Raw genomic sequence first — 16553 nt, forward strand, 5'->3', positions numbered from 1 at the left:
CTTACATTCCCCCTGATTCTGCATTATCTTGAAATGCCAATTCAAACCATCCGTTATTATCTTGGTACACCCAAATCGGTTCAAGAATATAGACACCCTGGTTACCTATATCCCGTTTCAACCTATAACCTATCCCAATATCTTTCAACATTTTAAAATCAAAATTAGAAAGATCCATTAATTCCTTTTTTACTTCTGTAACAGAGGGCAGAACAATCGTTTTCTGTTCCGTAGTAATAGGTACTCTTAACTCAAATATAGGACGCGTGTAACTGTAAACCTCATTATTTCTCCAAACTTGGGAAATCTCAGAAAGTCCTTCACGATTAAAAACTGGATAATCACCAACGTATAAACGGAACACTGCCTTTTCAACATCAAGTCCAGACTGATCCAGACCAGCGAAAAGATACTTATCCCGAGTCCAGCCACTATGCTCATTCACAAAATCAATACTACTTTCAATGACATTCAAGTCAGGGGAATTGCCCAATTCCGCATTTACGGTATTCACATATTGTAATAAAGAATAATTGCGGTCCACACTCATAATCCTCTGTCCATCGGTATAAACTTCACCCACTGACATTCGATCCTTTGTAACTACCGCATTAAAAAGAGCATCCTTAAATTCCTCTGGACTAATAGGATTGGAAATGTAATGCAACTGAGTGATCTCTACCGGTCCTTCAGGCACAAATATATAGCGGTCTGCTTCCGGTTGAATGCTTACATACTCCTCATATGTTGCAGCAGGTTGATAAAAACTATTTTTCAAAGAGGAAATAGACATATTATTAACCTTTGCCGTATATACTCTGCGATTATCATAGTTAACCAGGGAAATAACCGGATCACTCTCTTGACTATTGATGTCTATTAAGATTCGGTCGATCGAAACACTTGGAATTTCTTCCTCGCTCAATCCAATTACATGTCTAAGCGTCTCTAATGGAACTTCTGCAGGGAAAACTACTTCCATTTTTCCACTTGTGTGCATATAAGAAGTAAATCTCTCTTGCTCTATTGATGTGGAAATATTCTCTATGTCATATAAGCTCCATTTTTCCATCTCTTTAATAAATCGCGAAATCTCCTGGCTATTGCTCGTACCATAATGAGTTCCTTCATAGTGAAAAAGCATTTTTGTTGGTCGAATAATATTCTTCACTTCTAGCTTTTCACTTATTTCTACTTCTCGCAACAGTTCCTCATTATGAATATAATCAAGATCTGGTTGGTAGGTCCATAAATTCCATGTCAGCACAAGGCTTGAGAGAACCAGTATGGTTAATATTAAGGATTTTAAATTTTCATATTTCATGACCATTCATCCTCTTGTTCCACTTGTGTTATTGGAAGGGTAAAGAAAATCTTCGTTCCCTTACCTTCTTGGCTCGATGCCCAAATATCACCATCATGAGCATTGATCATCTCTTTGGCTATTGCTAACCCCAGTCCCGTTCCTCCGAGCATCCTAGTACGTGCTTTATCTACTCGATAAAAACGCTCAAACACTTTGTTTAAGTCCGCTTTAGGAATACCAACTCCTTGATCGCTGATACTTACGAGAATTTGATTGGTTTCCTCAATATGAACGGAAAAAGTGATGGTGCCGCCTTCAGGTGAATATTTCATTGCATTTGATATGATATTATCCAACACCTGCGTAATCTTGTCCCCATCTAAAGATACAAATACCTCTTGATTCGGTAAATCTCGAACAAATGTGACCTTTTGTGACTTAGAAAGTTCAAAACGATCAATAACCTTATTAAAAAACTCTATAAATTCAACCGAAGTTTTATTAAATCGGTAATCCCTAGAATCCATTTTTGATAACTGCAGGAGATCATTTACCAATCGGATCATTCGCTCCGTCTCTGTTTGCGTTACATCCAAAAACTTCGGAGCAATTTCTTTATCCTTCCAAGCCCCTTCCGCAAGGGCTTCTAGGTAGCTTCGCATTGTTGTTAAAGGAGTTCTTAGCTCGTGTGAAACATTTGCTACAAATTCACGTCTTTCATGATCTATCTTTTCTTGTTCTGTTATGTCATGTAAAACGGTAATCAAACCATTAATAAACCCTGTCTCTTTTTGGATAATAGAATTGCTCGCCCTCAATATGAGGGGTTTATCCTCCAAACTAAAGTCTAAAATGATAGATTCCTGTTCTGATACTAAACTTTCAAAGGTATGAGACTCATCAATTCCTAGCACTTCAACAATTGGTTTTTGCAGAACTGTTTCACGTGAAACATTAATCATCCCTAAAGCAGGTTCATTGATAAGAATAATTCTACCTTTGCGATCTGTTGCAATAACTCCATCCGTCATATGTGATAGAACAGAACTTAGCTTTCTCCGCTCTCCTTCAGTTGTTGCTTGGGCTTCCTGCAATTTTTTTGTTAAGTTATTAAAGGAAAGTGCTAATTGCCCTATTTCATCATTTCCGTATATATTAACTTTACGAGAAAAATTACCCCTCGCCATTTCCAGTGCTTGCTTCCTCATATCTGACATAGGTCTTGTGATAGTTTGCGCTAGCAGTATCCCTAGGACTGCTGTCACGGCCAGTGCAAGGATTGTTCCAGTGGTAAAAATACTATTTATTTGCCTCATCTGTCCATAAACATCTTCCATAGAAGCCTCTAAATAAATAGCACCAATAATTTCTTGACTATTTGTTTTGATGGGGGCTACTATAAGTTGCATTCTGTACCCTGTATTCGGATCAATCGCTATTTTTTCTGAAGGCGATCCCACAACAAGGGCTCGTTTAATAGAAAGCTCGGTCGTCCTCTTCCCTACCATTCTGGCCTGATTGTAAGGATCAGAAGTTCCCAATACTTTACTTTTGTTATCAATGACTCTGACCTCTGAAATATCTTCCATCGTAATATCCTGTAGCACGGTTCGGATATCCTCTTCTAGTTTAGGGGTCGTATCATCTCGCGGCTTTTTTATTTCCTGCTCAATACTATAAGCAAGTAATTGAATACGTTCTTGTAAGGATGTTGAGAAATTATCGACCAGCTGCCTTTCGACCTTACTGACGAAATACACACCAATTATTTGCATCGCAATTAAAATCAATAACACATAAATTAACACAAACTTTAAGTGAATCGATCGAAAGAAACCAACTTTTTTCATGAGAATTATTCCTGCTCTGATTGACGCAGGTAATAGCCAACTCCTCTTCTTGTTACAATCCAAGTAGGGTGACTAGGATTGTCTTCAATTTTCTCGCGAAGACGACGGACTGTAACGTCTACTGTACGCACATCACCGAAATAATCGTATCCCCAAACCGTCTGCAAGAGGTGCTCACGCGTCATTACCTGTCCGATATGTTTTGCTAAATAGTGGAGAAGTTCAAATTCACGATGCGTTAACTCAATCATATCGCCTCGTTTTGTTACCATATATGCATCTGGATGGATTATTAGTGATCCAATAGGAATCTCCGAAGGTTCATCCACTTCATTTCCTTTATTTTGGTGCCTGCGCATATTGGCTTTCACTCGTGCAATTAGCTCACGTGTACTGAATGGTTTTGTTACATAATCATCGGCACCCAACTCTAAGCCTAACACTTTATCTATTTCTGAATCCTTCGCTGTAAGCATAATGATAGGCATTTCATATTTCTTTCTTACCTCGCGGCAAACTTCCATGCCGTCTCTTTGAGGGAGCATGATGTCTAATAGAATTAAATCCGGACGAATTTCTTCAACCTTACTTATTGCTTCTTCGCCATCATAAGCACAATATACATCATAACCTTCTTTTTGTAAGTTGAACTTTAATATATCAGCAATTGGCTTTTCATCGTCAACAACTAAAATCTTCTTTTCCATCGCTATCCGCTCCTATCAAATCAATCTATCAGTAAACATTATAATTATTAAAAACACTTTATACTAAATACTTTACCATGTTACTCGTCTTAAAGCATCTAATATAGAGAAGCGATAGCAGCCAGGACTTCTCTAACACGCTCGTGAATGAAGGAGAAAAACCGAAGTTCTGACTGGGACTGCTTAGTTGAGTATCATCATCCTATATGGAACAGTTAAAGTAAATAAAAACCTCTAGCAATTAAGTGAGTGCTAGAGGTTTGGGTCTATCATAGGTTAGTTTAAGTATTGCAACGGATCCTTTAATTGTCCGTCTACGTATACTTCAAAATGCAAGTGAACTCCTGTCGATTGACCAGTTGTTCCCATCACACCAATTTTTGAGCCACTTGCTACTGTTTGACCTACTGATACGTCAATCGAAGCTAAGTGAGCATAAGTTGTTTTCATACCATTCTGATGGTTAATTACGATTTTATTGCCGTAACCTCCATCCCATCCTGCAGATTCTACTATCCCGTTGTCTGCAGCTTTTATTGTACGATCACTTGGTCGAGCGATATCAATACCCTTATGCATTTTCCCCCAACGATGCCCCATTTTACTAGAAATATATCCTCCAACAGCGGGCCATGCAAGGGATCCATTCCCGCGTGAGGCAATGACCTTTGTTCCTTTTACCACAATATGTTTAACAGGTTCTTTTACTAGTTCTTCCTGGGTAATTTCCGTTTTAATTGTCACGCCATTTTCTTTGGTTACAATAGAGTGTACATTTTTCTCACCATTCACACCCTGCTGCTTGATTTTCGTTTGGCCTTTAGGTAGATCTTCGTCTTCTACTACTTCTTGCTCATATGGTACTTCTATATTCTTTGAAGATTCTTCTTCCACTATTACACTAACAAAAGGCTTAAGCGCGGTAACATTCAAGGTTAAACCGATTTTTAATAGCGAATCTTCCGCAATGTCTGGATTTAATGCTAATAATTCTTGGGAGGTTAAATCATGCTTCTGTGCAATATCGCCCAGGACATCCCCCTCACCAACCATGTAAACTTCCTCTTCTTTCGCACCCTTTTTTAGGAAGCTTACAGCCTCTTCTACAGAAAGTACTTCTTCAGGGTTAATGTTTTTATCTAAAAATGAAACTTTTTCTTTAATCATAACGTCTAATATACGAGTCTGATCAACTTCAATAGGTGGCAGCTCTTCATCTATTTTTTTGCTTTGCTCTAACTCTTTTAACTGATCTTCTGAAACAAATTCTAATGTTAATTGTTTTATTACTTTTTCAGCATCTTCTTTGTTCTTTAACGCAACTACAACTTCCCCATCAATGGTGATAACAGAAGCGCTTGCTTGTACTTCCAGGTCTTTTGTCACCTTTTCAAGGATATCATTATTCTTCATTGATGGTCTGAAAACCTTCTCCGGGATTACAGATAAACTATTACCCGTAGTAAGTTCCAAACCTTTATATTCTTTCTTTATAGATTCAATCTTTGCTTCAATAGCCTCATCTAGAGCTTTTTTGTCATCCACTGCACCCACACGTTCTCCATCAAGATAGATATGATAAATTGTGCTTAACAGAGAGTTATCATTTGCGCCTACAGATACTGCACCAAGTGACAGTGTTCCTGCAACTATGGCCATTCCTACTGTTTTTTTAGTGAAAGAAGAAATGCGGTTATCTTTTAATTTATGTTTAATATTTAGTTTTTTTGTGTATGTACTATATATAGACTTAAATTGCGTGATCATGGATAAATCCCCCTGATTCCATTCCCTTAACTTAAAGAAACAAATAGTTTTATAGGTATATCGATACCCATCTAATTTTTTCGACTACTCAACCATACCATAAATCTGTAAAAGAATAGAATACTAGAACAAAAGATGTAACATAAATGTATTATTACTGTCACATAAAGGCGCTTTTTAGTAGATTTTCCTTATTTAGTTAGGGTAAATAGGACCTTGTCCTTACATAATGAATAATAAAAAAGCATTGTATTTCCCACTAATCAGGAAACTACAATGCTTTTTACGATGGCTCGGGACGGAATCGAACCGCCGACACATGGATTTTCAGTCCATTGCTCTACCGACTGAGCTACCGAGCCGTAATATAAGGTAGTATTGATAATATTGTTTTGATCTTCGTAAGATCACCCAAATTTTAAAGTTCAAAAATTTGTGCGCTGTAGAGTTGCTTCGAAGCTTATTCGAACGTGCTCTACCGACTGAGCTACCGAGCCGTAATGAAAGGTAGTATTGATAAAATATGTATGTTGTAAAAATGTTTTACAATTAAAGCTAGTAAATATAAAATGGCGGTCCCGACCGGGGTCGAACCGGCGATCTCCTGCGTGACAGGCAGGCATGTTAACCACTACACCACGGGACCTAAACTGTATGTCTACTTGTCAAAAAAGATATGGTGACCCATACGGGATTCGAACCCGTGTTACCGCCGTGAAAGGGCGGTGTCTTAACCGCTTGACCAATGGGCCTAAATGGTGTGCCATGAAGGATTCGAACCTTCGACCCTCTGATTAAAAGTCAGATGCTCTACCTCCTGAGCTAATGGCACATATGATGAGTAGTTGCATTTATTTTTCAAAGTTCTATGAACCTTTAATCATTCGAAGAAGCATATTCTGTACGACGTCCTCGTTTCTGCTAGAGGATTCAAGATGCTTTTCAACGAGTACGCTGATGCTTCGCTTCGCAGCTTATTCAACGTGCTCTACCTACTGAGCTAATGGCACATATGATGAGTTGTTGCATTTATTTTTGTACGACGTCCTGTCTACCAAACTACTATTTTAACGACGTTTTTAATAATAGCATACCTGTTTAGAGTAAAGCAATAGATTTTAAAGAAATAATCTCCTCTTTTTCCAAAGCTGTTTTAGACTGTAGGTATACTGTGAAACTTTAAGAGTAAAAAGCTTACAAGTTTGGCCCATCTAGATTGGTAGTATAGCTATAAATTTTAAAAGGATTCGAAATGTAAACAATTCGAACCCTTTTAATTCACAAACAGAATCCCTCTGTTTCCAGAGGGATTTTTCATTCATTATTTTGCGTAAACACTTCTTACTACATTTGTCTGCGAACGATCTGGTCCAACAGAGAAAATAGATAAAGGGATGCCTGTTAGTTGTGACACTCGCTCAATATAATGGCGGGCATTTTCAGGTAGTTCACTTAAGGTAGTTACACCTGTGATATCTTCTGTCCAACCTGGCATTTCTTCGAAGACTGGCTCACATTCAGCAAGAACCTTTAGGCTCGCTGGAAATGCCTCCATTACTTCGCCTTTGTATTTGTATGCTACACAAATTTTAAGCTTCTCAATGCCCGTTAGAACATCAATGGAGTTTAGAGAAAGGTCTGTTAATCCACTGACACGGCGAGCATGACGAACAACCACACTGTCAAACCACCCTACACGACGAGGTCTGCCGGTTGTTGTCCCATATTCTCTTCCCACTTCACGAATTTGGTGGCCTATTTCATTATCCAATTCTGTTGGAAACGGACCGTCACCTACACGTGTTGTATATGCCTTTGCTACACCTACTACATGATCAATCTTAGAAGGTCCCACACCGGAACCAATGGTTACTCCACCTGCTACAGGGTTAGAGGAAGTTACAAATGGATAGGTACCTTGATCTATGTCCAACATAACGCCTTGTGCACCTTCGAATAATACTCTACGCCCATCATCTAATGCATCGTTTAATACAACAGATGTGTCTGTAACGTATTTCGCAAACTGCTGTCCGTATTCATAATACTCATCTAAAATATCCTCTAATTTAAAGCCTTCTGTTTCGTACATTCTTTCTAATAAACGATTTTTTTCCGCAAGGTTATGAGCTAGTTTTTCTTCAAACAGCTCACGATCCAGTAGGTCGGCAATACGGATTCCGACACGTGCTGCTTTATCCATATAAGCAGGTCCAATTCCTTTTTTTGTTGTCCCTATCTTATTGGCACCTTTACGTTCTTCTTCTACCTCATCTTGTTTAAGGTGATATGGTAAAATTACGTGTGCGCGATTACTGATTCGAAGGTTATCCGTGCTGATACCTCGGTCATGTAAATACTTTAATTCGGTAATTAATGCCTTAGGATCAACTACCATTCCATTTCCAATTACGCAAATTTTATCTTTATAAAAAATTCCAGAAGGGATTAAGTGTAATTTATAAGTCTCACCGCTGAATTTAATTGTGTGTCCTGCATTATTTCCACCTTGGTAACGCGCGATTAACTCTGCATTTTCAGAAAGAAAGTCGGTAATTTTACCTTTTCCCTCATCGCCCCATTGTGTTCCTACAACAACAACTGATGCCATAGTTTGTACACCTCCGCTAAGTATGTAGACATTTTCTTTTTGAACCAAAATTAGTTTATCAGTTGCTTCTTGGAAAGTCAACCTAAACACGAACGATAATCAATACACCAAAAGTGTTTGTTCGTAAATATTACACTTTAATTTAGCTTAATTAAGATTCATACCTTTTTATAGGCTAACTTTACATTATTAGTATTAAAAATAAGCAAAAGGCATCTACCAGCGTAGATGCCTTTATTATGCCCCTGAGGGAACAGATTCATCATCGAATCTTCTCTCTAGGTTTACGAATTTATTATATTCTTTTACAAACGCTAGTGATACTGTACCAACAGGACCGTTACGCTGCTTAGCCAGTATAATCTCGATGATATTTTTGTTTTCACTTTCTTTGTCATAATAATCATCACGATATAAGAAGCCAACAATATCTGCATCCTGCTCAATACTTCCCGACTCACGAATATCAGACATCATAGGACGCTTATCTTGACGTGATTCCACTCCACGAGATAACTGGGATAGTGCAATAACAGGAACCTCCAGTTCCCTTGCTAAGGCTTTTAAGGAACGGGAGATCTCTGATACTTCCTGTTGGCGGTTCTCTCCGCCACCCCTACCGCTTCCTGCAATCAGCTGTAGATAGTCGATAAGAATCATCCCTATTCCACTTTCCTGCTTTAGGCGTCTACATTTGGATCGAATATCACTCACGCGAATTCCTGGAGTATCATCAATATAAATACCTGCATTGGAAAGGCTTCCCATCGCCATAGTCAGTTTGCTCCAGTCGTCTGCTGTTAATTGACCGGTTCTGAGGTTTTGGGCGTTGATATTGCCTTCCGCACAGAGCATCCTCATTACCAGCTGCTCCGCTCCCATCTCTAAACTGAAAATAGCTACATTTTCACTTGATTTTGTTGCTACATTTTGAGCGATGTTCAAGGCAAATGCAGTTTTCCCCACTGATGGACGCGCCGCAATGATAATAAGGTCGTTTCGTTGGAATCCAGCTGTCATCCGATCGAGTTCTGTAAATCCCGTTTCAATCCCCGTAACTTCTCCTTTACGGTTATGAAGCGTTTCGATATTATCATAGGTTTTCACTAAAACGTCTTTAATGTTTTGGAAAACACCTGAATTCTTCCGTTGTGAAACCTCAAGAATTTGTTTTTCCGCTTCATTTAATAGACCTGCCACTTCGTCTTCTCTTGAATATCCATCCTGGGCAATGCTTGTCGCAGTTCGGATAAGTCGACGAAGAATCGATTTCTCTTCTACAATCTTGGCATAATACTCTATATTTGCAGCCGTAGGAACCGAACCTGCCAAATCACTTAAATAAGAAACACCACCGACTTCCTCTAAAACTTTCTGATTTGCAAGCTCTGAAGTCACAGTCACTAAGTCTACTGGTTCCCCTCGATCGGACAATGTTAACATGCAATCAAATATCTTCTGATGTGATGCACGATAGAAGTCATCTGGCAACACAAGCTCAGCTGCCATCGTTAAAGCGGAGGGCTCCAAGAATATAGCTCCTAATACCGCTTGTTCTGCATCTATATTTTGCGGTGGTATGCGATCAGCAAAAAGATCACTCATAATGTTCCTCCCCTCCCTTAAAATTCACAGCCTAACCCTAATTTGGACTACTCGATAGCGTGTCCGTTATTTCTTTAAAGAGTTAATCTCATAAAGAAAACTCGGCTTATGCCGAGCATTAGTTTTATATTTGTTCGGTTACATGCACTTTCAAGGTAGCTGTTACCTCAGAGTGTAATTTTACCGGTACGTTTGTATATCCTAAAGCACGTATTGCATCGCTTAGTTCCATTTTTCTTTTGTCTATCTTAATTTTGTGCTTTTTTTGAAGCTCTTCGGCAATCTGCTTTGTTGTAATAGAACCAAACAGACGACCACCTTCCCCAGCCTTGGTTTGAAACTCCAATGTTAGGTTTTCAATGGTTTCTTTTAGTTCCTGAGCCTTTTCCAACTCTTGCTCAGCTTCTTTTGCTTCTTTGTTCTTTTGAGCTTCCACTGACTTAAGATTACCACTTGAAGCTTCCATCGCCAACCCCTGTTTTAGTAGAAAATTATGGGCATAGCCGTCTGCTACGTTTTTAACTTCTCCTTTTTTCCCTTTACCTTTAACATCTTTTAGAAATATAACCTTCATTCTTTGTTGCCCCCTTCAAGGTATTCATTAATTGCTTCTTTTAATCTATTTTCTGCTTCATCTATTGTCATAGTAAGTTGAGTTGCCGCATTCGTCAAGTGTCCGCCACCACCGAGCTTTTCCATCACAACTTGAACATTGATCTCACCTAGGGACCTTGCGCTTATGCTTACCTCGTCACTGCTTCTATACGCTATTACAAAGGATGTATTAATATCGCTCATTGCCAATAAAGTATCGGCCGCCTGGGCTATCATCACCTGATCAAAAGTATCCTGTGTGTTACCTTTGGCAATCACAATTCCACCCTCATATAGATACGCGCTTTCGATAAGTTTTGCCCGTTTTACAAAGCGCTCCAGGTTTTCTTTAAGCAACTTCTGAACTAAAATCGTATCTGCCCCTTGAGTACGTAAATAAGATGCTGCGTCAAAGGTTCTTGACCCCGTACGTACCGTGAAACTTTTCGTATCCACTATTATTCCAGCGAGTAGTGCCGTTGCTTCAAGCATCGTGATCTTGATCCGCTTAGGCTGATACTGAAGAAGCTCTGTCACCAGTTCTGCTGTAGAGGAAGCATAAGGCTCCATATACACTAATAGCGGGTCTTCAATAAAGTCCTCACCTCGGCGATGATGATCGATTACCACAACGTTATCTATCTTGTTTAACAGTTTTTCTTCCAACACAAGCGAAGGTTTATGGGTGTCCACTACGACAAGCAATGTGTCGCTTGTAGACATATCCAACGCTTCTTCAGGGGTGACAAATTTCTGCCACAGATCTTCATCGCTTTCCAACGCATTAAGTAATCGATGAATGCTCTCATCTATTTCATTTTGATCTAATACGATAAACGAATCTTTTTGGTTCAATTCTGCCACTTTAGCGATTCCAATTGCTGCTCCGATAGCATCCATATCAGGATATCGATGCCCCATGATAATCACTTTATCACTTTCGTTAATGAGTTCTTTTAATGCATGAGAAATGACACGTGCCCTTACTCTTGTACGCTTTTCCATCGGATTAGTTTTTCCGCCGTAAAAACGAACTTTTCCATTTGTTTGCTTGATTGCTACTTGATCTCCACCTCGACCAAGGGCCAAGTCTAAACTCGATTGTGCCAGTTGCCCGAGCTCCGGTAAAGAAGGTACACCCGTTCCAACCCCAACACTTAATGTTAAAGGCATACTTTGCTTTGCCGTTTGTTCCCTCACCACGTCTAAAATGGTGAACTTGCTTTTTTCTAATTGTATGAGAATGTGTTCATTCAACACTACGATGAACCTCTCCATTGAGGTACGTTTTAAAAATACCCCGTTTTCCATTGCCCATTTATTAATGATGGAAGTGACCTGGCTGTTAATTGTACTTTTGGATTGGTCATCCATGCCTTGTGTGACCTCATCATAATTATCTAAAAAGATGATACCAAGGACCGTCCGCTCATCTTCATATAATTTCTCTATTTGAGTTTGTTCCGTTATGTCAGTAAAGTAGATTAATCGTTCTGCTTTTTTTATTACCACTTTATATTTTCGATCGTAAAGTGGAATTGTATCTGTTTCTACATCTTGTTTGAGCAGCGGAATCAAGCTTTCCCCCACGTCATACAGTGATCTACCTACCAATGTTTCCTCATGAAAACACGACGCTAAGAACGGATTGGTCCATTCTATTTGATAGTCATCATTATAAAGCATAATCCCAATCGGCATTTCCATTAATGCCTCTTCTCCCACCTTTTTCAAACGGTACGATAAAGTGGAAATATAAGCCTCCATTTCCTTTTTAGCTGCTCGTTCTACTTTCATATAAAAGTACACAACTAAGCCGAGGAATAAAAAACTTGCAAGTCCTACTTCCCAGCGGAAAAACATAATGACTATAAATTGAATGAATGCAATAAGAAATAGCGTGTAAAAAGGATATCGGAAATTAATTTTCTCAAAATAATTAGGCATATACTGTTCAGCTCCTAATTAATAATTTTCTTGGTTTCTTTTCTCTCAAAAAAACCATTATCCTAAAGTTTAACATCCGTATTTAACACAGCCTATTCAAAATGTAACTTTCACACAATTACTACTTACCTTTTATTCGCTTTCTTAAATTAAACCCGATGTCAAAGATACCTACCATTCTTATTATATAGAGCAATGGTGGGAGAAGAAAGGATAATATAAGTGTGATGATCGGAACCGCCTTTGGAATTTTCTTCTCATGAGAGATGAAAAACAGGAAAGAAAGTCCCTGAATGGTCATTAGTAGCATGAGAATATAGGAGAGATTTACGGTTGCTAGATAGATAGTAGAGCCTTTCTCCATTTCAAAGAGGGATAGAAGAAGGACTATCAAGTAATACCATAATAAGCTTTTTGGCAGCTCCAGTTCTCGAAAAGGAGGGAAAGGTGTTACATCTACCTTTAATCGTTTAAGGATGAAGCCTGCAACCAATTGGGATATTAGAGCAAAAATAAAGGCGATTGTAACCAAGCCTGATGGCAACAAATAGATAAAACCATCCATCGTTTCCTGAACAAGGCCCATCGTTTCTTCTGTATTCTGCTGTCCCGTAAAAGTTGCGAGGGATTCTGCCGTTAAGTATAGCTGGTCCATAGACCCTTCCATTACCTTTTCTATATTAAAATCGAATAGTACAATTGCCACAATATATCCCAATAGAAGATTTAGTAAGTATACCCCTGTAGATGCACCAAGTATCACATATCTACTACTCTTCTTAGCAAACAGATAGCCCATTACCACTCCGACAGTACTCATTGGAATGCTAAGGCTGAGGGCAGCTATAGATCCTAGTAGTACACTTAAAATATTTGCAGCAACAACAAACCAGACTCCAGATTTCCAACCATTTCGAATGGTGTAAAGTACAAATGGAACTACCAGCGCAAATAGCGTCACTGTCCCAATAACAGGAACATATAAAGTCATCAGAAGAAGCAGCAAATATATCCCAAGGAGGCTGGCACCTTCTGTAATATTTTTGGTTTTCAACGTTCCTAACCTCCATTAATTCTTTAATAAAGGAACTCTTCGTAAAGATTATTGCTATAAGCCCAAAAAATCAGCATTAGAATTTTTAACTGTAAATTTAAGCGAAAAAGAACAAGTCAGTAACGATTGTACAGGGCGAAACCACTTTCATAAAAGCAACAACCAGTGCGAAAAGCCTTAATAAGCAATATGTATAGTTTATCCTTAAAATAGTATTACAAACAGAATACAAAAACAATCATAAACCATTGCTAGCAAAAAGGAAGGCAGCAAGATATTCTCTCACTGCCTTCCTCTTTTATTGTATAGGTGCGTTTTATTCACCAGTAACGTATGGTAATAATGCCATTTGACGAGCGCGTTTAATCGCGATCGTTAATTTACGTTGATATTTTGCACTAGTTCCTGTTACACGGCGTGGTAAAATCTTACCGCGCTCAGATACAAACTTTCTTAGTACATCAATCTCTTTGTAATCGATATTTGTAATACCGTTTGCTGTGAAGAAACAAACCTTACGGCGTTTGTTACGTCCACCTCTGCGTGCTCCTGCCATTTTATTCACTCCTTTGCTATAGATTTTTTAGGCTAATGCCTTTTTATCAAAACGATTCCTTCTAAAATTAGAACGGAAGATCGTCGTCAGAAATATCGATAGGTTGACCATCATTCGCGAATGGATCGTCATCAACACGTGTATAACCTTGGTTGTTGTTATTACTACGTTGGTTCTGATCGTTCCCAAACGGAGGTGAACCATAGCCTTGATTTTGGTTTGGAGTAGGACGCGATGTGTTTCCAGAACCACCTGAACCCCCAGATCCACCTGATCCTTTAGGCTCTAAGAACTGAACACCTTCTGCCACTATTTCCGTTACGTATACACGTTTTCCATCTTGGCCTTCATAATTGCGCGTTTGAACTCTGCCGTCCACGCCTGCCAGGCTTCCTTTTTTAAGGAAGTTAGCCGCATTTTCCGCTTGTCTTCTCCAAACAACACAGTTTATAAAATCAGCTTCGCGCTCGCCCTGCTGATTTTGGAACGTACGGTTTACTGCCAAAGTAAAAGTAGCAACCGCCACTCCACTTGGGGTATAGCGCAACTCAGGGTCTTTCGTTAAGCGACCCACTAATACTACGCGATTTAACATCAGAACCACTCCTCCTTGAGACGACGTCCGTGAAGAGGACAACTATTATTTTTCTTCTTTTTTAACAACAATATGGCGAATGATATCTTCGCTGATTTTAGCTAGACGATCAAACTCTTGAACTGCAGCTGGCTCAGTTGCCACGTTTACTATCATATAGTAACCGTCACGAAAATCATTGATTTCGTAAGCTAGGCGGCGTTTGCCCCACTCTTTTGAATCGGAAATTTCTGCACCGTTATCAGTTAAGATTGTGTTGAAACGTTCTACTAGAGCTTTTTTAGCGTCTTCCTCAATGTTTGGACGGATGATATACATAATTTCGTACTTGCTCATCACTGTCACCTCCTTTTGGTCTAAACGGCCCTCAATGGGCAAGGAGCAATCAATTATAAATAATCATTACTCACAAATTTAGATTATAGCAGAATACATGTCTATTTGCAAATATGCCTTAGACATTAAAACGGAAATGTATGACATCTCCATCTTTCACCAAATACTCTTTACCTTCTAAACGGACTTTTCCTGCTTCTTTCGCAGCTACCATTGTCCCAGCAGTCACAAGATCTTCATAAGATACTGTCTCTGCACGAATAAATCCACGTTCGAAGTCTGTATGAATCACTCCCGCACACTGTGGCGCCTTCATTCCGCTCTTAAATGTCCAAGCACGAACTTCTTGCACGCCTGCTGTAAAATAAGTCGCCAAACCTAATAGGTTGTAGGCTGCACGGATAAGCTGATCTAGTCCAGATTCTTCTATCCCAAGCTCTTCTAAGAACATGGCTTTCTCATCTGCATCAAGTTCGACTATCTCTGACTCAATTTTTGCACAAACGGTAATAACCTCTGCATCATCCTTTGCAGCAAACTCACGAACCTGCTTCACATAATCATTGTCCGATGTATCAGCCACATCATCTTCCCCGACATTGGCCACGTACAATACTGGCTTGCTCGTTAAAAGATGCATCCCTTTTAAATATTTCACTTGCTCATCTGTCACTTCTACCGTACGAGCAGGCAACTCTTGCTCAAGAGCTTCTTTCACTTTTACCAAAACCTCATGCTCAAGGACAGCATCTTTATCTTTTTGTTTAGCTAATTTGCCAACACGCTCTAAACGCTTATCAACAGATTCTAAATCCGCTAAAATCAATTCCAGGTTAATGGTTTCAATATCAGAGATAGGATCTACCCCACCCGAAACATGCGTAATATTGTCATCTGCAAAACAACGAACAACATGACAAATCGCGTCCACTTGTCGGATATGAGACAAGAACTTATTTCCAAGCCCTTCTCCTTTACTAGCACCTTTAACAATTCCTGCAATATCCGTAAACTCAAAATGAGTAGGTACGGTCTTTTTCGGTTTAACTAACTCTGTCAATTTTTGCAAACGCTCATCAGGAACATCTACAATCCCGACATTTGGATCTATTGTACAAAATGGGTAGTTGGCAGACTCTGCCCCCGCTTGTGTAATCGCATTAAAAAGCGTTGATTTCCCTACATTTGGAAGACCAACGATACCAGCTGTTAAAGCCATCTTATCCACTCCTAACTTTCCGCTAACACATATTTCAATCTCCCACAATTATAGATACAACCCACCAAAAAGACAAGTCGTTTATTCTCCCACCAAAAACAAAAACCAAAAAAACCCAAAAACAAAACCCGAAACCCAAATTACCCAAACCACTTCCACCAAACCACCTAAAAACCCCAACCCTCCTCCAAGCCAAAGCGCCCCAAGCGCTTCGCTACCCCAAACCAACCTTCCCCCGCCTCTCCAAACCTCCCCAAACACCACCAACCTACCTCCCCAACTCCTCCAACTAAACACCGCACCGCAGCCTGGTGCCCGACCCTTACAGCCGCCTAAACCTCAACACCACTCGGCAAGCGCTACCCTCCCAACCTAAACACCACCAACCAACCTCCCCAACTCCTCC

Annotated in this window: 13 protein-coding genes and 4 tRNA genes; all 17 read right to left on the reverse strand. The window is 39.5% G+C overall.

Annotation, left to right across the window (positions count from 1 at the left end):
• Position 1: 1 nt before the first annotated feature.
• The 17 genes from K9B36_RS13520 to ychF all read right to left on the reverse strand — a co-directional run bounded on the left by K9B36_RS13520 (position 2) and on the right by ychF (position 16147).
• Positions 2-1324: a YycH family regulatory protein gene (locus tag K9B36_RS13520; RefSeq protein WP_223702756.1), complete on the reverse strand. Its 1323-nt coding sequence runs from the start codon at positions 1322-1324 to the stop codon at positions 2-4.
• On the reverse strand, positions 1321-3156 hold the full coding sequence (gene walK, locus K9B36_RS13525) for a cell wall metabolism sensor histidine kinase WalK (RefSeq protein ID WP_223702757.1): 1836 nt from the start codon (positions 3154-3156) through the stop codon (positions 1321-1323). The genes K9B36_RS13520 and walK overlap by 4 nt, the downstream gene beginning before the upstream one ends.
• Before the next feature lie 5 nt (positions 3157-3161).
• Positions 3162-3863 carry a response regulator YycF gene (gene yycF, locus K9B36_RS13530; protein ID WP_223702758.1) on the reverse strand — a complete coding sequence of 234 codons (702 nt, stop codon included), beginning with the start codon at positions 3861-3863 and terminating at the stop codon, positions 3162-3164.
• A 276-nt stretch (positions 3864-4139) separates the two neighbouring features.
• Positions 4140-5630 carry a peptidoglycan DD-metalloendopeptidase family protein gene (locus tag K9B36_RS13535; RefSeq protein WP_223702759.1) on the reverse strand — a complete coding sequence of 497 codons (1491 nt, stop codon included), beginning with the start codon at positions 5628-5630 and terminating at the stop codon, positions 4140-4142.
• A gap of 289 nt (positions 5631-5919) precedes the next feature.
• A tRNA-Phe gene (locus tag K9B36_RS13540) sits at positions 5920-5992 on the reverse strand.
• A gap of 208 nt (positions 5993-6200) precedes the next feature.
• Positions 6201-6276 (reverse strand) — tRNA-Asp (locus tag K9B36_RS13545).
• A gap of 31 nt (positions 6277-6307) precedes the next feature.
• Positions 6308-6382, reverse strand: a tRNA-Glu gene (locus tag K9B36_RS13550).
• Between the two features lie 4 nt (positions 6383-6386).
• Positions 6387-6462 (reverse strand) — tRNA-Lys (locus K9B36_RS13555).
• A 489-nt stretch (positions 6463-6951) separates the two neighbouring features.
• Positions 6952-8241, reverse strand: coding sequence for an adenylosuccinate synthase (locus K9B36_RS13560; RefSeq protein WP_223702760.1), 1290 nt, complete (start codon positions 8239-8241; stop codon positions 6952-6954).
• A 237-nt stretch (positions 8242-8478) separates the two neighbouring features.
• Positions 8479-9846, reverse strand: coding sequence for a replicative DNA helicase (gene dnaB, locus K9B36_RS13565; RefSeq protein WP_223702761.1), 1368 nt, complete (start codon positions 9844-9846; stop codon positions 8479-8481).
• 124 nt (positions 9847-9970) lie between these two features.
• The gene (rplI, locus tag K9B36_RS13570) at positions 9971-10420 is read right to left on the reverse strand and encodes a 50S ribosomal protein L9 (RefSeq protein ID WP_223702763.1); all 450 of its coding nucleotides are present in this window, start codon (positions 10418-10420) and stop codon (positions 9971-9973) included.
• Positions 10417-12387, reverse strand: a complete 1971-nt coding sequence (locus K9B36_RS13575; RefSeq protein WP_223702766.1) for a DHH family phosphoesterase — start codon at positions 12385-12387, stop codon at positions 10417-10419. Before K9B36_RS13575 ends, rplI begins: the two co-directional genes overlap by 4 nt.
• Before the next feature lie 121 nt (positions 12388-12508).
• Positions 12509-13441, reverse strand: coding sequence for a YybS family protein (locus K9B36_RS13580; protein WP_223702767.1), 933 nt, complete (start codon positions 13439-13441; stop codon positions 12509-12511).
• Positions 13442-13757: 316 nt separating this feature from the next.
• Positions 13758-13997 carry a 30S ribosomal protein S18 gene (rpsR, locus tag K9B36_RS13585; RefSeq protein WP_223702768.1) on the reverse strand — a complete coding sequence of 80 codons (240 nt, stop codon included), beginning with the start codon at positions 13995-13997 and terminating at the stop codon, positions 13758-13760.
• 67 nt (positions 13998-14064) lie between these two features.
• Positions 14065-14592, reverse strand: coding sequence for a single-stranded DNA-binding protein (gene ssb, locus K9B36_RS13590; RefSeq protein ID WP_223702769.1), 528 nt, complete (start codon positions 14590-14592; stop codon positions 14065-14067).
• 45 nt (positions 14593-14637) lie between these two features.
• A complete protein-coding gene (gene rpsF, locus K9B36_RS13595; RefSeq protein ID WP_223702804.1) occupies positions 14638-14928 on the reverse strand; it encodes a 30S ribosomal protein S6 in 291 nt (96 codons plus the stop codon).
• 118 nt (positions 14929-15046) lie between these two features.
• Positions 15047-16147: a redox-regulated ATPase YchF gene (gene ychF, locus K9B36_RS13600; RefSeq protein WP_223702770.1), complete on the reverse strand. Its 1101-nt coding sequence runs from the start codon at positions 16145-16147 to the stop codon at positions 15047-15049.
• Positions 16148-16553 lie beyond the last annotated feature (406 nt).

The organism is Sutcliffiella deserti, assembly GCF_020037475.1.
In the GTDB taxonomy this organism is placed as follows: domain Bacteria; phylum Bacillota; class Bacilli; order Bacillales; family Bacillaceae_I; genus Sutcliffiella_A; species Sutcliffiella_A deserti.